Genomic DNA, 22,385 nt, shown 5'->3' with positions numbered 1-22,385 from the left:
GTCTTTTCGAAGAGGGTGGAATTCAGGCGTCAAGCGGCGATCGGCAGGCCGACCAGTTTTTCAAGCTCGGCATGCGTGAGGCCGTCGACGGTGTCTATGAGCTTCAGGCCCTGCGGTGTGCATTCGAGTGTCGCCAGGTCTGAATACACGCGCTTGACGCAGCCTATGCCGGTCAGCGGGTAGGTGCATTGGCTCACCAGCTTGCTGGCGCCCTGCTTGGTCAACAAGTCCATCATGACCCAGGTCTGCCGCGCGCCTATGGCCAGGTCCATGGCGCCGCCCACGGCCGGAATCGCGCCGGGCTCGCCGGTGCTCCAGTTGGCCAGGTCGCCCGTGGCCGAAACCTGGAAGGCGCCCAGCACGCAGATGTCGAGGTGGCCGCCGCGCATCATCGCGAAGCTGTCGGCGTGGTGGAAAAAGGCGCCGCCCTTGAGCAGCGTCACCGGCTGCTTGCCGGCGTTGATCAGGTCGTAGTCTTCCTGGCCCTCGGCGGGCGCCGGCCCCATGCCCAGGATGCCGTTCTCGCTTTGCAGGATGACCTCGCGGCCGGCCGGCAAATGGTTGGCCACCAGCGTGGGCTGGCCTATGCCGAGATTCACGACGGCCCCGTCAAAAATATCCTGCGCGACGCGGGCGGCGAGCTGGTCCTTGCTGCGGCGTTGGTAAGTCATGGTCATGCCGCTTTCTTGAAACCGCCGGCCTGGGTGGCCGTGCGTTGAATCTTCACGATGTGGTGGACAAAGATACCCGGCGTCACGATGGTCTCGGGATCCAGCTCGCCAAGCTCGGCGATCTCATGCACGGTGGCAACGGTTTTTTTCGCCGCCGTCGCCATCACCGGGCCGAAGTTGCGCGCTGCCATGCGGTAGGTCAGGTTGCCCCAGCGGTCGCCGCGCTCGGCCTTGATCAGCGCCACATCGCCGTGTATGGGCATCTCGAGCACATACTGCCGGCCGTTGATTTCGCGGGTTTCCTTGGCGCTGCCGTCGGCATTGCGCGCCAGCTCGGTGCCGTAGCCCGTGGGGCAGAAGAAGGCGCCTATGCCGGCGCCCGCCGCGCGAATGCGCTCGGCCAGGTTGCCCTGGGGCACCAGTTCGAGTTCCAGCTTGCCGCTGCGGTACAGGCCGTCAAACACCTGGCTGTCGGCCTGGCGCGGGAAGCTGCAGATGATCTTGCGCACGCGCCCGGCCTTGAGCAGCGCGGCCAGGCCGACTTCGGCATTGCCCGCGTTGTTGTTCACCACCGTGAGGTCTTTGGCGCCCTGCGCTATCAGGCCGTCGATCAGCTCATTGGGAATGCCCGCGGTGCCGAAGCCGCCTATCAGCACCGTGGCGCCGTCTTTCACGTCCGCCAGCGCGTCGGCGACGGAAGCGGCAATCTTGTTGATCATTCAATCGTCTCCAGGAACGGCGGCCAGGCCAATGAAGCATCGGCCAGCGCCAAAATATTGTTCGACATTAGAACAAGAGTTCGTATAATGAATTTTAGGAGATTTCGCCCACCATGGCAAACGCCGCATCCACGCCCACCACAGCCCACAAGCCGGGCGACGGCTATGTGCAGTCCTTCGCGCGCGGGCTGGAGGTCATACGCTCCTTCAGCGCCGACGCGCCGCGCCAGACGCTGACCGAAGTCGCCGGGCGCAGCGGCCTGAGCCGCGCGGGCGCGCGCCGCATCTTGCTGACGCTGGAAACACTGGGTTATGTCAGCAGCGACGGCAAGCTTTTCAGCCTCACGCCGCGCATCCTGGACCTGGGCTTTGCCTATCTGTCGTCCATGCCGATCTGGAACCTGGCCGAACCGGTGATGGAAGCGCTGGTCGCCGAGGTCAAGGAATCCTGCTCGGCCGCCGTGCTGGACGGCACGGACATCGTCTACGTGCTGCGCGTGCCCACACACAAGATCATGAGCATCAGCCTGGGCGTGGGCTCGCGCCTGCCGGCTTTCTGCACCTCCATGGGCCGCATGCTGCTGTCGGCCCTGCCCGAGGCCGAACTCATGAAGTGCCTGCAGGCCTCCACGCTGGAGGCGCGCACAAAATACACCGTGACCGACGTGAAGGAACTCGCGGCCAAAATCTCCCAGGTGCGCAAGCAGGGCTGGTCGCTGGTCAACCAGGAACTCGAGGAAGGTTTGGTGTCCATGGCGGCGCCCATTACCAACCGCGCCGGCCAGACCGTGGCCGCCCTCAATATCAGCGGCCAGGCCAACCGCACCAGCGCCAAGGCCATGCAGGAGACCATGCTGCCGCAGCTGCTCGAAGCGGCCCAGGCGATCTCGCGCCTGCTAAGCGTTCAGCGCAGTTGAGGCGGGTCAGGACTTCTTGAAGCCAACGACCAGGACGACAGCACCCAGAACAATGGCACCCAGGCTCAGCCACTGCGGAATATTGACCGACTCTTTTTCTTTCACGGTCAGCTGTATCGGGCCTATCTTGGCGGCGGTGGTGTCCTTGGTGAAGCTGAAGCCGCCGGTGAAAAAGCCGGCCAGGCCCAAAACAATCAGGACGATGCCTGTGATGCGTGCTGCGTTCATGGTGTCGATCTCCTCGCCGGGCTGTGAATGGTGGGAGTGGCCCCGCCCCGGAACTGCGCCACTCGCTGGTAGCAGCGTAGGCAGGGACGCGCAAACTGTCTGTAGGACGCAGCCCGCGGCCCCTGTGGCCCAAGCGCTGAAAACAGGCACACGCCGGCAGTGGAAAACCCCTGCGTGATACGCTTTCGCCCATGTTCACGCCCTCGCAAGCCGACGTCCGGCGCTTCTTCTGTTCCGTCTATGCCAAGGCCCGCGCCGGCCAGCCCATGGAGGCGATTGAGACCATCGCCAGCCAGTGGATTGAAGAGCACCCCGAATACCACGCGGATTTCGCCGATGCCGACGCCGCACTCGAAAAAATGTACGACGTGGAGGCCGGCAAGACCAACCCATTTCTGCACCTGTCCATGCACCTGTCCATCAGCGAGCAATGCTCCATAGACCAGCCGCGCGGCATACGCCAGGCGGTGGAACTGCTGACGGCCAGGCGCAACTCCCTGCATGACGCCCACCACGAAACCATGGACTGCCTGGGGCAGATGGTCTGGGAAAGCCAGCGCGCGGGGCGCCCGCCTGACGGTGCGGCCTATATCGATTGCGTGCAACGCAGGGCCACTAAAGACTAGACAATAAAAAAAGCCGCCTGGTGAAGCGGCTTTTTTGTGTGCGGGAGACTCCGGCTTAGCGGAATTTCTTCTGCGGAATGGTCTTCAGATCGCCGTCCACAGAGGCCAGGTAGTTGGCCAGCTGCTTGAGTTCGGCATTGGTGTACTGCTTGGCCATGCCGGCCATGATGGCGTTGCCGCGGCCGACCTTGGGGTTGTTTTCGGTCTTGTAGGCCTTGAGCGCCACGAACAGGTAGTCGGCGTGCTGGCCGCCGATCTTGGGGTAAGCCGGGTCAATCGGTTTGCTGAAGTTGTCGCCGTGGCAGGAGGCGCAATTGGCCTTGGCCAGCAGGGCCTTGACTTCGGTGCTGGGCTCCTTGGCGGCCTTGGCCGGCTCGCCCGCGCCGTCGGCGCTGTAGTGGGCGGCGAGGTCGGCGATGTCCTGGTCGGTCAGGGAGTCGGCGATGGCGCGCATCGTCGGGTGTTTGCGTTCGCCTTTTTTGTATTCATTGAGCGCGGCGGTGATGTATTTGGCGCCCTGGCCGGAAATCATGGGCACCTTGTAGACCTCGGGGAAAGAGGCCTGGTAGCCCTTGATGCCGTGGCAACCTATGCACATGGCATTCTTGGTTTCGCCGGCCTTGGCGTCGCCCTTGATCTCCTGGGCCAGGCTGGCAGCCGTCGCACAAGAGACAGCAACGGCGAATATCGTGGTGAACAGCTTATTCATTTTGCGCGCACAATCAGGTGGGGATTCATCGTATAAAACAACCCTGGATTATATCTGGGCCCGCCGCGGCCAGGCACCTGTTGCCGGCCAGACCCCGCAAAAGCCCGCTCCACCATCACCTCCCTGACCCAAGAACATGAAATTTCAAGGCTCAAAAAACTACGTCGCCACCCAGGACCTGATGCTCGCCGTCAACGCTGCCGCCGCCCTGAAAAAGCCGCTGCTGGTCAAGGGCGAGCCCGGCACCGGCAAGACCATGCTGGCCGAGGAAGTGGCCCAGTCCCTGGGCCTGCCGCTGTTGCAATGGCACATCAAGTCCACCACCAAGGCGCAGCAGGGCCTCTATGAATACGACGCGGTGTCGCGCCTGCGCGACTCACAGCTGTCCACGGTGGACGGCGGCGAGAAGGTCAAGGACATCCACAACTACATCGTCAAGGGCGTGCTCTGGCAGGCCTTCACCTCGGAAACGCCGGTGGCGCTGCTGATCGACGAGATCGACAAGGCCGACATCGAATTCCCCAACGACCTGCTGCGTGAAATCGACCGCATGGAGTTCTATGTGTATGAAACACGCGAACTCATCAAGGCCAGGCACCGCCCGCTGGTGTTCATCACCTCCAACAACGAGAAAGAGCTGCCTGACGCGTTTTTGCGCCGCTGCTTTTTCCACTACATCAAGTTCCCCGACGCCGACACCATGAAGCAGATCGTGGACGTGCACTTCCCGGATCTGAAGAAGGAACTGCTGACGGCCGCGATGAAAACGTTTTACGACGTGCGCAACCTGCCCGGCCTCAAGAAGAAGCCCTCGACCAGCGAGCTGCTGGACTGGCTCAAGCTGCTGGTCGCCGAGGACATTCCGCTGGACGCCCTGCAAAGCAAGGACGACAAGGTCGCTGTGCCGCCGCTGGTGGGCGCGCTGCTCAAGAACGAGCAGGACGTGACCCTGTTCGAGAAGCTGGTTTTCATGCAGCGCAACAACCGCTGAAGCACAGGGCCGATTCATGAACCAAAAATCCCTGCTGCTCGAAGGCCTGTCCGACGCGGTCGGTTTTGTTGGCGGCGCCTTGCTGGGCTTCTGGGCCGGCCGCCTGCTGGGCCTGGATATTTTTGCGGACGGCTACGGCAATGCCGCCATAGGCGGCATCGTGCTGGTGGGCCTGGGCGGCGGCCTGGGCCTGCAGCTGGCCAGGCGCTGGAGGAAACGGCAAAAACCCGAAGGAGAAAACTGAGCATGGCTTTTGTCGAACCCGTGACACTGCAGGCGCGCGGCGTGCGCCTGGTGCCCCTCGCGCTGGAACATGAAGCAGGCCTGAAGGCCGCGGCCGCCGACGGCGAGCTCTGGAAGCTGCGCATCACCTCCGTGCCCGAGCCGCATGAAACCCGTGGCTACATCGAAACCGCCCTGGCCACAGAAAACCGCTTCGCCTTCGCGGTGACCGATGCGGCCAGCGGCGAGGTGCTGGGCTCCACGAGTTACCACGACATCGTGCCCAACCTCAAGCGCGTCGAGATCGGCTACACCTGGTACGCCGCGCGCTGCCAGCGCACCCATGTCAACACCACCTGCAAGCTCTTGATGCTCACCCATGCCTTCGAAACCCTGGGCTGCAACATCGTGGGCTGGCGCACCGACAACTTCAACCACGCCTCGCAGCGCGCCATCGAACGCCTGGGCGCGCGCAAGGACGGCGTGCTGCGCGGCCATGCGCTGCGCCGCGACGGCACCATACGCGACACCGTGATGTACAGCCTGGCCGCCGGCGAATGGCCAGAGGTCAAGGCACAACTGCTCTATTTACTGGACAAACCTCGAGCCTGAAGCGCACCAGGAGTTCTCCATGCTCATCGATTTTTTCTACACCCTGCGCTCGGCCAAGCTGCCGGTCTCCGTCAAGGAATACCTGATGCTGCTGGAAGCGCTGGAGGCCGGCGTGGTCGGGCCCAACAGCGACAAGCTCGAGGGGCAACAAGGTGAAGGCGCCTGGAAGATCGACGACTTCTATTACCTGAGCCGCACCGTGCTCGTGAAGGACGAAAAAAACTACGACAAGTTCGACCGCGCCTTCGCCGCCTACTTCAAGGGCGTCGAGATGTTGGCCGACTTCACGAAAGACATCCCGCTCGAATGGCTGCGCAAAAACCTCGAACTCGAACTGAGCCCCGAGGAAAAGGCCAAGATCGAAAAAATGGGCTGGGACGAGCTCATGGAAACGCTCAAAAAGCGTTTTGAAGAGCAGAAAGAGCGCCACGAAGGCGGCAGCAAATGGATAGGCACGGGCGGCACCTCGCCCTTCGGTGCCAACGGCTTCAACCCGCAAGGCATACGCATAGGCCAGGAAAAAAGCCGCAACAAGAGCGCGGTGAAAGTCTGGGACCAGCGCGCCTACAAGGACTACGACGACACCCAGGAGCTGGGCACGCGCAACATCAAGGTCGCGCTGCGCCGGCTGCGCAAGTTCGCGCGCCAGGGCAATGCCGAGGAGCTGGACCTGGACGACACCATACGCTCCACCGCGGCCAATGCCGGCTGGCTGGACATCAAGATGGTGCCCGAGCGCCACAACAACGTGAAAGTGCTGCTGCTCATGGACGTGGGCGGCACCATGGACGAGCACATACACCGCGTCGAGGAAATGTTCTCGGCGGTGAAGGCCGAGTTCAAGCACCTGGAGTTTTATTACTTCCACAACTGCGTCTACGACTTCATGTGGAAGAACAACCGCCGCCGCTTCAGCGAAAAATTCCCGACCTGGGACATCATCCGCAAGTACAACAAGGACTACAAACTCATCTTCGTCGGCGACGCGACCATGAGCCCTTATGAAATCCTGCAGCCCGGCGGCAGCGTGGAATACAACAACGAGGAAGCCGGCGCCGAATGGATGCAGCGCCTGACCAACGCCTTCCCCAAGTTCGCCTGGATCAACCCCGAGCCGCAAGGCGTCTGGCAATACCGGCAAAGCATTGGCGTGATCCAGCAGCTGGTCAACCAGCGCATGTACCCGCTGACCATCAAAGGGCTTGAGGAAGCCATGCGCATGCTCTCCAAATAAGAGACCGCCTCCTACGCTTGGGCACAAGAGCGCTCAAGTAAACTGCCCCCGTGACCCACCCCAGTACCCGTACCCACAGTACCCACTGCGCACGGACGGCCACCCCGGCAGGACTGAGCAATGCCTAGCGCCGGTTTCATCCCTGCTTTCGCCCTCTTTGCGATCCTGCTGGCGCCCTCGGCCGGCGCGCAGACGGCTGCGCCCCTGGACAACAGCACAACGCCGCCTTCCGGCGTCACGCAGACCGCGCCCGCCCCGCCGCCCCCACCTGAAAAAGTCTCGCCCGGGCCCACGCCGGAGGGCGCGACAGGGCCCACCAGCGCCCAGCCCGAGGTCACGGCCTTCGACATCACGGTGCGCGCGCCCCAGCCCCTCAAGGACCTGCTCGACAAACACCTGGAGCTGCAGCGCTACCGCGCGGTGACCGACCTCGACGAGGCCGAACTCGCGCGCCTCATCGTGCTGGCCGAGCGCAATGTGCGCAACCTGGCCGGCACGCTGGGCTACTTCAGCCCCAGCATCCACATCACGCGCGAAGGCGCGGCCGGCCAGAAGCCGACCATTGTGGTCGCCGTGGAGCCCGGCCAAGCCACCACCGTGGGCGGGGTCGCCATCGATTTCGCGGGCGACATCGCCGACTCCCCCGACCCGGCCGCCAAAGCCCAGCGCGCCGGGATAGAGCGCGACTGGCGCCTGCCCGCGGGCCAGCGCTTCACCCAGGACGCCTGGGACGGCGCCAAGACGCAAGCCCTGCGCGAGCTGGTGGCGCGACGCTACCCGGCCGGCAAGCTGGCCGGCAGCCTCGCCGACGTGGATGCACCCACCAACAGCGCGGCGCTCAGCCTCAAGCTCGACTCCGGCCCGCTCTACCGCCTGGGCCCGCTGCAGGTCAGCGGCGTGGAGCGCTACGACCCGGTGCTGGTGCCGCGCCTGGCGCGCCTGACCCCGGGCACGCCCTACGACCAGAACCAGCTGAACGAAGCGCAGCTGCGCCTGGCCTCCAGCGGCTACTTCGATTCGGCCTATATCTTTGTCGACCCCGAAAGCGACCCGAACGCCGCGCCCGTGCAGGTGCAGGTGCGCGAAGCCAGGCTGCAAAAAGTCATCCTGGGCGTGGGTGTGACCACCGACAGCGGCCCGCGCGCCTCCGTCGAGCACACCCACCAGCGCGTGCCGGGCACCAACTGGCGCGCCGTCACCAAGCTGCAGCTTGAAAAGAAGGCGCCCTACGCGCAGACCGAATGGACCTCCATTCCCGACGAATCCAACTGGCGCTGGGTGGCACTGGCGCGCACCGAGCGCGTCGACGACGACGACCTGGTCACGCGCTCCAGCCGCCTGCGCTTTGGCCGCACCCAGGCCGGCGATCGCATAGACCGCAATATGTATGTGCAGTACGACAGGGCCAGCGTCAGCGGCAGCGGCCAGCTCAACAGCAGCGCCGCCGACATCGGCGACGGCTCTGCCGTGTCGGTCAACTATGTCTGGACCGGCCGCTATTTCGACAGCCTGCCCTTCCCGAACAAGGGCTACGGCCTGGGCTTTGAACTCGGCGGCGGCAGCACCATGGGCACGCAGCACCTGCCCTTCACACGCGCCGTGGGCCGCTGGCTGGGCATTGTGCCGCTGGAGCGCGGCCGCATCGCGATGCGCGCCGAAGGCGGCGCCGTGATCGCCAAGGACTCGGCCCGCATTCCCGGCACCCTGCTGTTTCGCACCGGCGGCGACACCACCGTGCGCGGCTACGGCTACCGCGACATCGGCATCAAGCTGGACAACGGCGTCACAGGGCCGGGCCGCTACATGGCCGTGGGCAGCGTCGAATACCAGCGCCCCCTGCTGCGGGACGGCCGGCCCAGCGAGTGGGAGAACACTTTTTTCATCGACGCGGGCGCCGTCGCCGACAACCCCAAGGACATGAAACCCTCCGTCGGCATAGGCACGGGCATGCGCTGGCGAAGCCCCATAGGCCCGCTGCAGATGGATGTGGCCTATGGCGTCAAAGCCAAGCAGCTGCGCCTGCACGTCAGCGTGGGATTTGTTTTCTGATGGACGCATCCACCACGCCCACCAAATCCGTTCGCCCTCCGCGGCGCCGGCTGCGCGCCGCGGCCTGGGCCGCGGGCAGCGTCGTCGCACTGGCCGTGGCCGCAACAGGCGGCGCCTGGTGGTGGGCTGGCACCGACGGCTCGCTGGCCACCGCATTGGGCTGGATCGCCCGCTCGCAGCCGCTGGGCGCCGAAGGCGTCACAGGCTCCTTGCGCGCCGGCGGCCGCATTGAGCAACTGGTCTGGCAACAAAACGGCCTGCGTGTGGACCTGCGCGAACTCACGCTGGCCTGGCAGCCCTGGTCGCTGCTGCAGGGCACACTCCAGGTCAATCGCCTGGCCGCCGCCAGCGTGCGGGTCGACGACCAGCGCCCACCCTCCACCGAGCCCTCGGTGCCGCCCTCGGCACTCGGGCTGCCGCTGCCGGTGCTGCTCGAAGGCTTTTCTGTCGGGCAATTCCAATGGCATGGCGGCGCGGATTTTTCCGCGTCGGGCATACGCGGAAACTATGCCTTCAACGGCTTTTCGCACCAGCTTGAACTGCTGGGCGCGCAGGTCGCACAAGGCCGTTACAGCGGCAAGGCCACGCTCGCCGCGCACGGCAAGCTGCAGCTTGATGCGAGCCTTGACGGCGCGCTTGATGCGCCTCTTCCCGGGTTTGCTGGCGGCAAGACCAGGGTGCCGCTGGCCTTCAAGGCCACCGCCAAGGGCCCGCTCACCGAACTGCTGCTCAAGGCCGAGCTGCAAATGGAAAACGCCGCCGCGCAAAAAAACCAGCCGCGGCCCCAGGCCAACGCCACGGCCAGTGTCATGCCCTGGGCCGCGCAGCCGCTGCCGCAGGCCGATGCGACATTTCGCGACCTTGACGTCGCCGCCTTCTGGCCCGACGGCCCGCAAACCCAGCTCACAGGCAGTGCCGGCGTGCGGCCGGCGGACAGCGCTCCGGTGTCATCCGTTTCCGCATGGGGGCTGCAGCTGCAGCTCGCCAACAGCCAGCCCGGCCCCTGGGACCAGCACAAGCTGCCGCTGGAACGCCTCGAGGCCCAGGGTGAATGGCGCGGCGGCGCGGCCCTGGTGCGCACGCTCAAGGCCAGGCTGGGCGGCGGCGAGCTGCTGGCCAGCGGCGAATGGGCCGATGCACCAGCGGGGGCCGCTACAGCCAAAACCCCCGCCTGGAAAATGCAGGCCAGCCTGCAACAGGTCAACCCCGCCCTCTTGCACAGCCAGCTCGCCCCGCTGCCGCTGGACGGCAAAGCCCAGGCCCACAGCCAAGGCACCGCCATTGCGCTTGAGGCCAACCTGCAGGCGGCGCGCAACGATGCGGCCGCGAAGAACAATCCCCTGGGCGCGCTGCGCCTGCGCGATGCCAGCGCCACCGGCAGCTGGAATGGCGAGCAAGCCGGCGGCACCCTGCTGCTTTCGGCCCTGCGTGTACGCAGCGACGACGCCGAACTGAACGGAAACCTTGAGGCCCAACCCGCAGCGCAAGGCGGCAAAGGCAAGCTGGTACTCACAGCGCCCGGGCTGGACGCCCAGGTGCAAGGCGAACTGCGTCCCACGAGTGGCAAAGGCGAATTGAGCCTGCGCGGCCGCGATATGGCACAAGCCCTGCGCTGGCTGCAAAAGCTGCCGGGCATGCCAGATGCGCTGAAATCCGCCGCGGCCACCGGCAGCGCCGAGCTGCAGGCGAGCTGGCAAGGCGGCTGGCAGGACCCGGACTTGCAGGCGCGGCTGGAGCTGCCATCCCTCGATTGGCGCATGGCGGCGGCGGACACCGAGGCCTTCAAGGTCCGCGCCTTGCAAGCCACACTCTCGGGCCGCCTGAGCCAGGCCCAGCTCAACACCCAGGGCCGCCTGGAAGCCGGCACGCGCCGCTACACCTTGCAGCTCGCGGCCCAGGGCGGGCGCGGCGGTGCGGCGCGCAGCACGCCGCTGGCCGAATCACCCTGGCAAGGCCTGCTGCAGCAACTGAGCCTCGGCGTGCAAGATCCCGCGCTCGGCACAGGCGCCTGGCAGCTCAAGACGCGCGGCGCCGTGCCGCTCAAATGGACACCGGCACGCAGCGGCGGCACGTTTGAAAGCGGCGCCGGCGAGGCCTTGCTGATTGCACCGGCTTCCGGCACTTCGGGCACTTCAGGCGCCCCCACACCCTCACAGGCCACACTGGCCTGGCAGCCGCTGCGCTGGCGGCCGGGCCGCGAACTCGTCACCGCCGGCAAGCTCAGCGGCCTGCCCCTGGCCTGGATAGAACTCTTTGCCGGCCCGCAAATGGCCGGCGCCGGCCTGGGCGGCACCCTGCTGCTGGACGGCGACTGGGACGCCACGCTGGGCGACAGCCTGCGCCTCAAGGCCAGCCTCGCGCGCAGCAGCGGCGACATCACGGTGCAGGCCGAAACCGCGCAAGGCACGTCGGCACGCGTCGCGGCCGGCGTCAAGGAAGCGCGGCTCTCGCTGGCCAGCGAAGGCGAGGCCGTTAGCCTGGCGCTGCGCTGGGACAGCGAACGCGCGGGCACCGCCGACGGCCAACTGCGCACACGCCTGGCGCGCGCGCCAGCCGCGGCCGGCGGCGGCTGGCTCTGGCCCGCGGATGCGCCCCTGGCCGGCCAGCTGCGCGCCCAGCTGCCGCGCATAGGCGTGTGGTCGGTGCTCGCGCCGCCCGGCTGGCGGCTGCGCGGCTCGCTGGGCGCCGACGTCGCCATCAGCGGCACACGCGCCGCGCCGCAACTGGCCGGCGACCTGCAGGCCGACGACCTGGCCTTGCGCTCGGTGGTCGACGGCATTGAATTCGGCAACGGCCGGCTGCGCGCCAAGCTCGACGGCACCCGCATGCGCATCAACGAGTTCACGCTGCAGGGCGCGGGCGACAAGGGCACGGGCGGTATTCTCACGGCGCAGGGCGAAGCCGGCTGGGTGGACGGCAAACCGCAGGTTCAGCTCAGCGCCAAGATAGAACGCCTGCGCGCCAGCATTCGCACGGACCGGCAGATCACCGTCTCCGGCGAGATACAGGCCGGCCTCAAGGGCCAGCAGAGCGAACTCACCGGCAAGCTGCTGGTCGACCAGGCCCGCATCATCCTGCCCGACGAAGGCACGCCCCAGCTGGGCGACGACGTGGTGGTGCGCAGCACACGCGGCGCGGCGGCCGGCCAGAAGGCACCCGCGCAGACCAGCGCCGACACCACAGACCGCGACGCAAGGCCCGTCAAGCTGGCCGTGGAGCTGGACCTGGGCCGCGACTTCCGCATCCAGGGCAAGGGCATAGACACGCGCGTGCGCGGCACCCTGGCCTTGAGCGGCGAGAACCTGCGCGAGCCGAAACTCAACGGCACCATCAACACCGCAGGTGGCCAGTACCGCGCCTACGGCCAGCGCCTGGACGTGGAGCAAGGCATGTTGCGCTTTACCGGCGCCATCGACAACCCCACGCTCGACATCCTGGCGATACGCCCCAACCTCACGCAGCGCGTGGGCGTGCAGATCACCGGCACCGCCCTGCTGCCGCGCGTGCGCCTCTACGCCCAGCCCGAACTGCCCGATGCCGAAAAACTCTCCTGGCTGGTGGTGGGGCGCTCCTCCGCCTCGGGCGGCGCCGAGGCCGCCATGCTGCAGCAGGCGGCCCTGGCCTTGCTGGGCAGCAAAGGCACAGGCGGCATGTCGGGCGGCCTGGCCGCCTCGCTGGGCCTCGATGAGCTGTCTTACCGCGGCGCATCCAGCAACACCGACGGCAGCACCACCGAAAGCGCCCTGACCCTGGGCAAGCGCTTTTCTCGCAATTTTTATGCGGCCTACGAGCGCACCATCTCGGGCGCACTGGGCACGCTGTATGTGTTCTACGACCTGTCGCAACGCTTCACCGTGCGCGCCCAGGCCGGCCAGCAAAGCGCGGTGGACCTGATCTTCACCGTGCCCTATGACTGAGGCAAAACCCAGGCGCCTGGAAGGCATCCGCCACCGAATACAATCACGGCTTCTCCCCGAGAAGTGCCGCCATAGTTCAATGGATAGAACGAGTGCCTCCTAAGCGCTAGATACAGGTTCGATTCCTGTTGGTGGTACCAAAACCTCAACCGCCCCCCCGCTCCCCTTGCCAGCCCTCCCGGCCCGGCAATCCGTCGGCCTGGCCCGATACCCCCCGAAGATAAGCAAACCGACACCATGTCGGATTTGAGCAAGTGTGCGTCTGCCGGGCGCAAGTTCGCGCATCTGGGAAATCCAACAATGAGCGCAGATTCATTGGACCTCCCCACAAGCGACTATGCGCGGCCAAAACTACTCTCTCTGGAGCCTGCTCAAGCATGGCTTCAAAAACCACCAGACCTGGGAACCCGCCTGGGAACGGGTGGCCCTGAAGCCGTCCTACGACGTGGTGATCGTCGGCGGCGGCGGGCATGGCCTGGCTACCGCCTACTACCTGGCCAAAAACCATCCCCAGGTCGGGCGCATCGCGGTGCTGGAAAAGGGCTACCTGGGCGGCGGCAACACCGCGCGCAACACCACCATCGTGCGCTCCAACTACCTGTGGGACGAGTCGGCTGCCATTTATGAGCATTCGCTCAAGCTCTGGGAAGGCCTGACCGAGGACCTGAACTTCAACGTGATGTTCAGCCAGCGCGGCGTGTTCAACCTGGGCCACACCCTGCAGGACATGCGCGACATCGAGCGCCGGGTCAACGCCAATGCGCTGCAAGGCATAGACGCCCATGTGCTGAACGCGCGGGAAGTCAAAGAAAAGATTCCCCAGCTCGATTGCAGCCGCAGCCGCCGCTACCCGGTGCTGGGCGCCAGCTGGCAGCCGCGCGCCGGCATTGCCCACCACGACGCCGTGGCGCGCGGCTTTGCCCGCGCCGCCAGCCGCCTGGGCGTGGACCTGATCGAAGGCTGCGAAGTCACCGGCATGGACATCTCCGGCGGCAAGATCCGCGGCCTGCAAACCAACCTGGGCATGGTGAAAACCGAGCGCGTGGGCTGCGTGGCCGCCGGCCATTCATCGGTGCTGGCCAAAATGGCCGGCCTGCGCATGCCGCTGGAAAGCCACCCGCTGCAGGCCTTTGTGTCCGAATCCATGCAGCGTGTGATTGACACCGTGATCATGTCCAACGCGGTCCACGGCTACCTGAGCCAGTCGGATAAAGGCGAGCTGGTGATAGGCGCCGGCATCGACAGCTACCTGGGCTACGGCCAGCGCGGCAGCCCGCATGTGATCGAGCACACGGCCGCCGCCATCATCGAGCTGTTCCCCCAGTTCTCCCGCGTGCGCATGAACCGCCAATGGGGCGGCATTGTGGACGTGACGCCCGACGCCTGCCCGATCATTTCCAAGACGGCAGTCCAAGGCCTGTTCTTCAACTGCGGCTGGGGCACCGGCGGCTTCAAGGCCACGCCGGGCTCCGGCCATGTCTTTGCCGACATGCTGGCCCAGGGCGAGCCCAACGCGCTCGCCAGATCCTTCTCCGTGGACCGCTTCCACACCGGCCACCTCATCGACGAACACGGCGCCGCAGGCGTCGCCCACTGATATGTTTTTATTGCACTGCCCCCACTGCGGCGAAACGCGGGACGAAGAAGAGTTCAGCAACGCCGGTGAAGCCTATATTCCCCGCCCGCTACAGCCCGAGGCTGTGGACGATGCCACCTGGGGCGACTATGTGTTCATGCGCAGGAACACCAAGGGCTGGTTCTGGGAGCAATGGCAGCACACCGCGGCCTGCCGCAAGGTATTTGCCGTGAAGCGCAACACCGCCACCTATGAAATCGCCGGCACCTGGACCCTGGCCGAAGGCAAGGCGCTGTTTCTGGCCGACATGGCCAAGGAGCAAACCCAATGAGCGGCACCCGGGTTCCCCAGGCCGGCACGCGCATCGACAGCACGCGCACGGTCAACTTCACGTTTGACGGCCGCGACTACAGCGGCCACCCCGGCGACACGCTGGCCTCCGCCCTGCTGGCCCATGGCGTGCGCCGCATGGCGCGCAGCTTCAAGTACGGCCGTCCCCGCGGCATCATAGGCGCGGGCGCGGAAGAGCCGAACGCGCTGGTGCAGCTGGGCACGGGCGCGCTGACCACGCCCAACGTCAAGGCCACCCAGGCCGAGCTTTATGAAGGCCTGAGCGCCCGCTCCACCTCGGGCTGGCCCTCGCTGGACTTCGACCTGAAGTCGGTGCTGGGCCAGGGCTCGCGCTTCATGCCGGCCGGCTTTTACAGCAAGACCTTCAAGTGGCCGCAAAAGCTCTGGCCGCTGTATGAAACCGTGATCCGCAAGTTCGCCGGCTTCGGCGACGCGCCGGCCGAACCCGATCCCGAGGACTACGACCACCTGCACCACCACGTGGACGTGCTGGTCGTCGGCGGCGGCGCCTGCGGCCTGCTGGCCGCGCTGCAAGCCGGCCGCGCCGGGCTCAAGACCCTGCTGCTGGACGAGCAGAACGAACTCGGCGGCTGGCTGCTGTCCGACCCCAACGCGCAGATCGACGGCCGCGGCAGCGAGGCCTACATCCGCTCGGTGCAGGCCGCCCTGGCCGAGATGCCGCATGTGACGGTGCTGGTGCGCACCACCGCCTTCGGCATGTATGAGCAGAACCTGGTGCAGGCCGTGGAGCTGCTGCAGGACCACATCGCGCCCGGGCAGCGCCAGGCCCACCTGCCGCGCCACCGCATGCACAAGATCCGCGCCCACCAGGTGGTCCTGGCCACAGGCGCCATCGAGCGCCCCCTGGTGTTCGGCAACAACGACCTGCCGGGCGTGATGACGGTTTCCGCCGGCCAGACCTTTTTGCACCGCTACGGCGTGCGTGTCGGCCAGCGCGTGGTGATCTGCGGCACCAGCGACCTGATCCACGACTGCGCCGAAAGCCTGGCCAAGGCCGGCGCCCAGGTCACCGTGGCCGACGTGCGCCACAGCGCGGTGGCGCGCAACAGCAGCTACACGGTGATGGCCGGCCACTGCATTGCCGAAGCCACCGGTGGCGGCGAAGTCAAGGGCGTCAGGCTCGTGCCCCTGCATCCCACGCGCGACGAAGCGACCGGCGCCGGCAGCTTCATGGCCTGCGACGTGGTGCTGAGCTCCGGCGGCCTGTCGCCCACGGTGCACCTGTTTTGCCACGACGGCAGCCGCCCGCAGTGGGACGAGTCCCTCGCGGCCTTTGTGGCGCCGCACACGGGGCGCAAAGGTGTTGCCTGCGCCGGTTCGGTCACCGGCGCTTTCGAGCTGGCCGACGCACTGGCGCAAACCACCCAGGCGATGCAGAAGGTGCTGGCCGCCTGCGGCAAGACCGAAACCTTGCCGGTTCCGTCCTGCCCCCAGCCCCGGCGCCTGCAGCCACGTCCCATGTTCCGCCTGCCCGACGGCAAGGCCGAAGGCGCGGGCGCCAAGGCTTTTGTCGACTACCAGAACGACGTCAGCGCCGCCGACATCGAACTGGCGGTGCGCGAAAACTACCACTCGATCGAGCATGTCAAGCGCTACACCGCGCTGGGCTTCGGCACCGACCAGGGCAAGCTGTCCAACGTCAACGGCTTTGTCATCACGGCCCGTGCGCTCAAGCGCCCTGTGAGCGAGGTCGGCACCACCACCTACCGCCCGGCCTACACGCCGGTCAGCCTGGGCGCCCTGGCCGGCACCATGTCCGGCGAGCTGTTCGACCCGAATCGCTACGGTGCCATCCATGCCTCGCATGTGGCGCGCGGCGCGGCGCTGGAGCCGGTCGGCCAATGGCAGCGGCCCTGGTACTTTGCCAAGCCCGGTGAAGACCTGCATGCCGCGGTCGCCCGCGAATGCCTGGCCGCCCGCAACGGCGTGGCGGTGATGGACGCCTCCACCCTGGGCAAGATCCAGATCGACGGCCCGGACGCGCGCGAATTCCTGAACCGCATCTACGCCAATGCCTGGACCCAGCTGGCCGTCGGCAAATGCCGCTACGGCTTGATGCTGGACGAAAACGGCATGGTGATGGACGACGGCGTGACCGCCTGCATCGAGCAAAACCAGTTCTACATGACCACCACCACCGGCGGCGCGGCCCGGGTGCTGAACTGGCTGGAGCGCTGGCACCAGACCGAATGGCCGGAACTCAAGGTCTGGATGACTTCGGTGACCGACCATTGGTCCACCATCGCCCTGGTCGGGCCCAAATCACGCGCGGTGCTGGCCAAGCTCTGCGCCGACATCGACCTCTCGCCCGACAGTTTCAAGTTCATGGACTGGCGCGCGGGCACGGTGCACGGCCTGCCTGTGCGCGTGTTCCGCATCAGCTTCTCGGGCGAGCTGTCTTATGAGCTCAACGTCGAGTCCGGCTACGGCCGCGCGCTGTGGGAGGCGGTGATGGCCGCCGGCGCCGAGTTCGACATCACGCCTTACGGCACCGAAACCATGCACGTGCTGCGCGCCGAAAAGGGTTTCATCATCGTCGGCCAGGATACCGACGGCTCCATGAGCCCGATGGACCTGGACATGGCCTGGGCCGTCGGCATGAAAAAGCCCTTCAGCTTCCTGGGCAAGCGCTCGCTGTCGCGCAGCGACACGGCCCGCGAAGGCCGCAAGCAGCTGGTGGGGCTGTTGCCCGAAGACCCGGCCAGCGTGCTGGTGGAAGGCGCGCAAATCATGGAAAGCCCCACCGCCGGCGCAAGCAACCAGATGCTGGGCCATGTGACTTCCAGCTACCACAGCGCCTTCCTGGGCCGCTCCATCGCCATGGCCGTGGTCGCCGGCGGCCTGCAGCGCAAGGAGCAGACCCTGTATGTGCACGCCCACGGCAAGGTCACGCCCGCCAAGGTCAGCGGCAGCGTGTTCGTGGACCTGAAAGGCGACCGCCAAAATGTTTAACCCCCCCAACGTCATGCTGGAATCCCCCCTGCACGCCTTCGGCCTGCCCGCCCGCGCGGCGGCGCCCGCCCAAGAAAACCGCGTGGCCATGAGCGAGCTGCCCCACCTGGGCTATATCGTGCTGCGCGGCAAAGCCGACGACACCGCCTTCATGCAAGGCGTGGCCGGCGTGCTGGGCCAGGCCTTGCCGACCCGGCCGATGTCGGTCGTGGCCACCACTGCCGGCGCGGTGCTGTGGGTCTCGCCCGACGAATGGCTGCTGGCCTGCAAGCGCTCGGCCCGCGATGCCCTGCTGGCCGCGCTGACGACTGCGCTGCGAGACGTGTTCGCCCAGGTGGTGGACAACAGCGGCGGCCTGACGGCGCTGCGCATCAGCGGCCCCGACCACCTGCTGCTGCTGCGCCAGCTCGGCCCCTATGACTACGAAAGCCTGGCCGTGGGGCGCTGCGCCAGCACCGTGGCCTCCAAGACCGGCTTCACCGTGGTGCGCACCGACACCGAGGGTGTGGTCCTGGTGTTCCGCCGCAGCTTCGCCGACTACACCTGGCGCCTGCTGGAGCGCACCGCCAAACCCTACCGCCTGTGCATCACCAGCCCGGCGCACTGTGCCGACCCGCTATTCACCCCCTTGTTAGAAATCGTTTGAAAGAGCGTCCCCATGCAAACTGAAGCTTTCTTTTCCACAGGCGTGGCGCAGGCCGACCCGGCCGTCAGCCTGGCCATGGACCACGAACTGCAGCGCCAGCGCGAGCAGATCGAGCTGATCGCCTCGGAAAACATCGTCTCCCAGGCCGTGCTGCAAGCCCAGGGCTCGGTGCTGACCAACAAATACGCCGAAGGCTATCCCGGCAAGCGCTACTACGGCGGCTGCGAACATGTGGACGTGGTCGAGGCCCTGGCGATTGAACGCCTGTGCAAGCTGTTCGGCTGCGAGTTCGCCAATGTGCAGCCCCACTCCGGCGCGCAGGCCAACACCGCGGTGATGCTGGCGCTGGTGCAGCCCGGCGACACGGTGCTGGGCATGTCGCTGTCGGCCGGCGGCCACCTGACGCACGGCGCCAAGCCGGCGCTCTCGGGTAAGTGGTTCAAGGCCGTGCAGTACGGCGTGCGCCGCGCCGATTCGCTGATCGACTATGACGAGGTCGAAGCCCTGGCCCTGGAGCACAAGCCCAAACTCATCATCGCGGGATTTTCCGCCTACCCGCGCACCATCGACTGGGCACGCTTTCGCGCGATTGCCGACAAGGTCGGCGCCTTCCTGATGGTGGACATGGCCCATGTCGCCGGCCTGGTCGCCACCGGCGTCTACCCCAGCCCGGTGCCGCACGCCCACGTGACGACCTCCACCACCCACAAAACCCTGCGCGGCCCGCGCGGCGGCGTGGTGCTGACCAACGACGCGGAGATCGCCAAGAAGATCAACTCCTCCGTCTTCCCCGGCTCGCAAGGCGGGCCGCTGATGCACGTCATCGCCGCCAAGGCCGTGGCCTTTGGCGAAGCGCTGCAACCGGGCTTCAAGGCCTACACACAGCAGGTCGTGGCCAACGCCAAAGCTTTGGGTGCAGTGCTCAAGGCCGGCGGCCTGGACCTGGTGACCGGCGGCACCGACAACCACCTGCTGCTGGTCGACCTGCGCCCCCTGGGCCTCAAAGGCAATACCACCGAGGTGGCGCTGGAGCGCGCCGGCATCACCTGCAACAAGAACGGCATTCCCTTCGACGACGAGAAACCGACCATCACCTCCGGCATACGCGTCGGCACGGCCGCCGGCACCACGCGCGGCTTCGGCGTGGCCGAGTTTGAAGAAGTCGGCCGCCTGATGCTGGAAGTCTTCAACAGCCTGAAGACCCACCCCGCCGGCGACTCCTCCGTAGAAGCTTCGGTCTATGCCCGCGTCAAAGCATTGACCACCCGTTTCCCTCTGTACGCCTAAAGGACAAACACCATGAGCACGCTGCACCAAGACTCCCTCATCATCGATGGCCTGATCATCTCCAAGTGGAGCCGTGAGGTGTTCGAGGACATGAAAAAAGGCGGCCTCAGCGCCGCCAATTGCACCGTCTCGGTGTGGGACGACTTCAAGAGCACGGTGCACAACATCGCCGAGATGAAGAAGTCCATCCGCGAAAACAGCGACCTGCTGTCGCTGGTGCGCACCACGGCCGACATCGAGCAGGCCAAAAAAGACGGCAAGACCGGCATCATCCTGGGCTTCCAGAACGCCCACGCCTTTGAAGACCAACTGGGCTATGTCGAAGCCTTTGCCGACATGGGTGTGCGCGTGGTCCAGCTTTGCTACAACACGCAGAACCTGATCGGTACCGGCTGCTACGAGCGCGACGGGGGCCTCTCCGGTTACGGCCGCGAAGTCATCGGCGAGATGAACCGCGTCGGCATCATGGTGGACCTGTCACACGTAGGCGCCAAGACTTCGGAAGAAGCCATCCTCGAATCCAAGAAGCCCGTCACCTACAGCCACTGCCTGCCTGCCGGCCTGAAGGAACACCCGCGCAACAAGAGCGACGAGCAGCTCAAGTTCATCGCCGACCGCGGCGGCTTTATCGGCGTGACCATGTTTCCTCCCTTTCTCAAGCGCGGCCCCGAAGCCACGGTGGAGGACTACGTCGAAGCCTTGGACTATGTGATCAACATCGTGGGCGAAGACTGCGTAGGCGTGGGAACCGACCACACCCAGGGTTATGGCAAGGAATTCTTCGACATGCTGACCCACGACAAGGGGCAGTTCCGCCGCCTCACCAATTTCGGCACCGTGCAAAACCCGCTGGGCATACGCACCATCGGCGAAATGCCCAACCTGACAGCCGCCATGGAACGCGCGGGCTGGCCGGTGGCCAAGATCACAAAGGTCATGGGGCGCAACTGGCTCCGTGTTTTTGGTGAGGTGTGGGGCGTGTAGTTCACACTCCCCGACAGGGTTGTTCTTGCTTTCTTTGCCTTCTTCCAATCAATCAGGAGTGTTCGTACCATGATGAAACCGCAAAAAAATATTTCCCTCGGCCAGCGCCGCAAATTCCTGGCGCAGACACTGGGCGCGTCGGCCCTGGCCGCCACGGGCATGGGCGCCTTTGCCCAGGCCAAGCCCACGATCAAGATCGGTTTTGTCGACGGCTGGTCCGACAGCGTGGCCACCACCAACCTTGCCGCGGCCATCATCCGCAGCAAGCTGGGCTATCCGGTTGAGCTGGTGCCGCTGGCAGCGGGCATCATGTGGCAAGGCGTGGCGCGCGGCGACCTGGACATGACGCTGTCGGCCTGGCTGCCGGTGACGCACGAAGCCTACCTGAGCAGCTTCAAGGACAAGGTCCAGATCCTGGGCGCCAACTACCCCGGCGCCAAGATCGGCCTGATCGTGCCCGACTACGTCAAGGCCACCAGCCTGACCGACCTCAACAACTTCCGCGCCGATTTCGACAACCGCATTGTGGGCATTGACGCCGGCGCGGGTGTGATGCGCAAGACCGAAGAAGCCATCAAGGCCTACGGCCTGGACATGCGCCTGCTGCCCAGCTCGGGCCCGGCCATGGCCGCCGAACTCGACCGCTCCTACCGCGCGAACAAATCCATCGCCGTCACCGGCTGGATTCCGCACTGGATGTTCGCCAAGTACAAGCTGCGCTTCCTGGCCGACCCGAAAAACATCTACGGTGCTGAAGAGCACGTGGACAGCGTCATCAACCCGGCGCTGAACACCAAGGCGCCGGCTGTCGTGGCTTTCCTGAAGAAATTCTCGTGGAAGCCGGAAGAGATCGGCGCCGTGATGCTGGCCGTCGAAGGCGGCTCCAAGGCGGACGCGGCAGCCGAGAAGTGGATGAACGACAACGCCGCGCGTGTTTCAAGCTGGCTCGGCTAAAGCGCCGCAAACACCGGGCGCAGATAGCGGCCCGGTGGTCCCAGCCGGCCTGGGACCACCGGCCGCCATCGGATCGGGGGTGAAGCCTTCCCCTGCCCCGTGGTTTGACCTTTGCTTTCCGCCAGACACAAACAGGCCGTGTTCCAGGCCGTGTTCCGACATCCATAACGAGACTCCCAAGATGAACCCGCAACTCCCCATTGAAGTCGATGCACAGACCGGTATCTGGACCACCGACGGCCTGCCGATGATTTATGTGCCGCGGCACTTCTTTGTCAACAACCATGTCGAAACCGAGGCCGTGGTGGGCCGGGAAGTCTATGCGCCCGCGCTCTACAAGGCGGGGCATCGCTCGGCGTATTTCTGGTGCCAGAAAGAGGCGGCCACGCACGGCCTGTCCGGCATGGCGGTTTACGAGCACTACCTCAAGCGCCTGTCGCAACGCGGCTGGGGCCTGTTTTCCTTCATCGAATCGGACGCCGCCACCGGCCGCGCAAAGATCAAGCTCGAGCACTCGGTGTTCGTGCTCGCGCAAGGCATTGCCGGCGTGCCGGTGAACCACAGCAAGGTCTGCTACCTCTTCGCCGGCTGGTTCTCGGGCGCGATGGACTGGGTGCTGGAGACCAGCGGCTCGGCCGTGCGCACCACCAGCGCCGAAACCCAGTGCGCGGCCGAGGGCCACAAGCACTGCGTGTTCACCGTCAGCCCCCTCTAGAGAT

20 protein-coding genes and 1 tRNA gene are annotated in these 22,385 nt (G+C 65.9%); 17 read left to right on the top strand and 4 right to left on the bottom strand.

The window, feature by feature from the left end; translation table 11 throughout:
* Positions 1 to 29: 29 nt before the first annotated feature.
* Both ACEN9P_RS15920 and ACEN9P_RS15915 read right to left on the bottom strand, forming a co-directional pair.
* Positions 30 to 677, bottom strand: coding sequence for a 3-oxoacid CoA-transferase subunit B (locus tag ACEN9P_RS15920; RefSeq protein WP_477662370.1), 648 nt, complete (start codon positions 675 to 677; stop codon positions 30 to 32).
* A complete protein-coding gene (locus ACEN9P_RS15915; RefSeq protein ID WP_074576507.1) occupies positions 674 to 1,390 on the bottom strand; it encodes a 3-oxoacid CoA-transferase subunit A in 717 nt (238 codons plus the stop codon). Before ACEN9P_RS15915 ends, ACEN9P_RS15920 begins: the two co-directional genes overlap by 4 nt.
* 113 nt (positions 1,391 to 1,503) lie before the next feature.
* Between ACEN9P_RS15915 and ACEN9P_RS15910 the strand changes: the two genes are divergently transcribed.
* Complete coding sequence (locus ACEN9P_RS15910; protein ID WP_477662372.1) at positions 1,504 to 2,307, top strand: IclR family transcriptional regulator; 804 nt, start codon at positions 1,504 to 1,506, stop codon at positions 2,305 to 2,307.
* Between the two features lie 6 nt (positions 2,308 to 2,313).
* Here ACEN9P_RS15910 and ACEN9P_RS15905 read toward each other — a convergent pair whose 3' ends face one another.
* Positions 2,314 to 2,535, bottom strand: coding sequence for a hypothetical protein (locus ACEN9P_RS15905; protein ID WP_074576503.1), 222 nt, complete (start codon positions 2,533 to 2,535; stop codon positions 2,314 to 2,316).
* 191 nt (positions 2,536 to 2,726) lie between these two features.
* On the opposite strand from ACEN9P_RS15905, the gene ACEN9P_RS15900 reads away from it, so the two are divergent.
* Entirely contained in the window at positions 2,727 to 3,161 is a 435-nt protein-coding gene (locus tag ACEN9P_RS15900) for a DUF1841 family protein (protein ID WP_092131785.1), read from the top strand.
* A 55-nt stretch (positions 3,162 to 3,216) separates the two neighbouring features.
* Here the strand turns inward: ACEN9P_RS15900 and ACEN9P_RS15895 are convergent, their stop codons facing one another.
* Entirely contained in the window at positions 3,217 to 3,870 is a 654-nt protein-coding gene (locus tag ACEN9P_RS15895; protein WP_074576499.1) for a c-type cytochrome, read from the bottom strand.
* A 136-nt stretch (positions 3,871 to 4,006) separates the two neighbouring features.
* Between ACEN9P_RS15895 and ACEN9P_RS15890 the strand changes: the two genes are divergently transcribed.
* The 15 genes from ACEN9P_RS15890 to ACEN9P_RS15820 all read left to right on the top strand — a co-directional run bounded on the left by ACEN9P_RS15890 (position 4,007) and on the right by ACEN9P_RS15820 (position 22,381).
* Positions 4,007 to 4,861: an AAA family ATPase gene (locus tag ACEN9P_RS15890; protein WP_007863108.1), complete on the top strand. Its 855-nt coding sequence runs from the start codon at positions 4,007 to 4,009 to the stop codon at positions 4,859 to 4,861.
* 16 nt (positions 4,862 to 4,877) lie between these two features.
* Complete coding sequence (locus ACEN9P_RS15885) at positions 4,878 to 5,105, top strand: hypothetical protein (protein ID WP_413325310.1); 228 nt, start codon at positions 4,878 to 4,880, stop codon at positions 5,103 to 5,105.
* Between the two features lie 2 nt (positions 5,106 to 5,107).
* Complete coding sequence (locus tag ACEN9P_RS15880) at positions 5,108 to 5,695, top strand: GNAT family N-acetyltransferase (RefSeq protein ID WP_477662373.1); 588 nt, start codon at positions 5,108 to 5,110, stop codon at positions 5,693 to 5,695.
* Between the two features lie 19 nt (positions 5,696 to 5,714).
* Positions 5,715 to 6,929, top strand: coding sequence for a vWA domain-containing protein (locus ACEN9P_RS15875; protein ID WP_074576492.1), 1,215 nt, complete (start codon positions 5,715 to 5,717; stop codon positions 6,927 to 6,929).
* A 120-nt stretch (positions 6,930 to 7,049) separates the two neighbouring features.
* Entirely contained in the window at positions 7,050 to 8,978 is a 1,929-nt protein-coding gene (locus tag ACEN9P_RS15870; protein WP_495619786.1) for an autotransporter assembly complex protein TamA, read from the top strand.
* Entirely contained in the window at positions 8,978 to 12,895 is a 3,918-nt protein-coding gene (locus tag ACEN9P_RS15865) for a translocation/assembly module TamB domain-containing protein (protein WP_495619785.1), read from the top strand. Before ACEN9P_RS15870 ends, ACEN9P_RS15865 begins: the two co-directional genes overlap by 1 nt.
* A 65-nt stretch (positions 12,896 to 12,960) precedes the next feature.
* A tRNA-Arg gene (locus ACEN9P_RS15860) sits at positions 12,961 to 13,035 on the top strand.
* A gap of 197 nt (positions 13,036 to 13,232) precedes the next feature.
* Positions 13,233 to 14,492: a sarcosine oxidase subunit beta family protein gene (locus ACEN9P_RS15855; RefSeq protein WP_495619784.1), complete on the top strand. Its 1,260-nt coding sequence runs from the start codon at positions 13,233 to 13,235 to the stop codon at positions 14,490 to 14,492.
* A gap of 1 nt (position 14,493) precedes the next feature.
* A complete protein-coding gene (locus ACEN9P_RS15850) occupies positions 14,494 to 14,802 on the top strand; it encodes a sarcosine oxidase subunit delta (RefSeq protein ID WP_413325329.1) in 309 nt (102 codons plus the stop codon).
* A complete protein-coding gene (locus ACEN9P_RS15845; protein WP_495619783.1) occupies positions 14,799 to 17,795 on the top strand; it encodes a sarcosine oxidase subunit alpha family protein in 2,997 nt (998 codons plus the stop codon). Before ACEN9P_RS15850 ends, ACEN9P_RS15845 begins: the two co-directional genes overlap by 4 nt.
* A complete protein-coding gene (locus tag ACEN9P_RS15840) occupies positions 17,788 to 18,441 on the top strand; it encodes a sarcosine oxidase subunit gamma (RefSeq protein ID WP_495619782.1) in 654 nt (217 codons plus the stop codon). Before ACEN9P_RS15845 ends, ACEN9P_RS15840 begins: the two co-directional genes overlap by 8 nt.
* A gap of 12 nt (positions 18,442 to 18,453) precedes the next feature.
* A complete protein-coding gene (glyA, locus tag ACEN9P_RS15835) occupies positions 18,454 to 19,728 on the top strand; it encodes a serine hydroxymethyltransferase (protein ID WP_495619781.1) in 1,275 nt (424 codons plus the stop codon).
* Between the two features lie 12 nt (positions 19,729 to 19,740).
* Positions 19,741 to 20,712, top strand: a complete 972-nt coding sequence (locus ACEN9P_RS15830) for a dipeptidase (RefSeq protein WP_477712313.1) — start codon at positions 19,741 to 19,743, stop codon at positions 20,710 to 20,712.
* 72 nt (positions 20,713 to 20,784) lie between these two features.
* On the top strand, positions 20,785 to 21,666 hold the full coding sequence (locus tag ACEN9P_RS15825; protein WP_495622189.1) for a glycine betaine ABC transporter substrate-binding protein: 882 nt from the start codon (positions 20,785 to 20,787) through the stop codon (positions 21,664 to 21,666).
* Positions 21,667 to 21,847: 181 nt separating this feature from the next.
* Positions 21,848 to 22,381, top strand: a complete 534-nt coding sequence (locus ACEN9P_RS15820) for a DUF5943 domain-containing protein (RefSeq protein ID WP_477736532.1) — start codon at positions 21,848 to 21,850, stop codon at positions 22,379 to 22,381.
* Positions 22,382 to 22,385: the final 4 nt, after the last annotated feature.

Source organism: Polaromonas sp. Polasp52, from assembly GCF_059491565.1.
The sequence above is the reverse complement of the archived record's forward strand: the minus strand, read 5'-3'. Positions and strand labels throughout refer to the sequence as shown.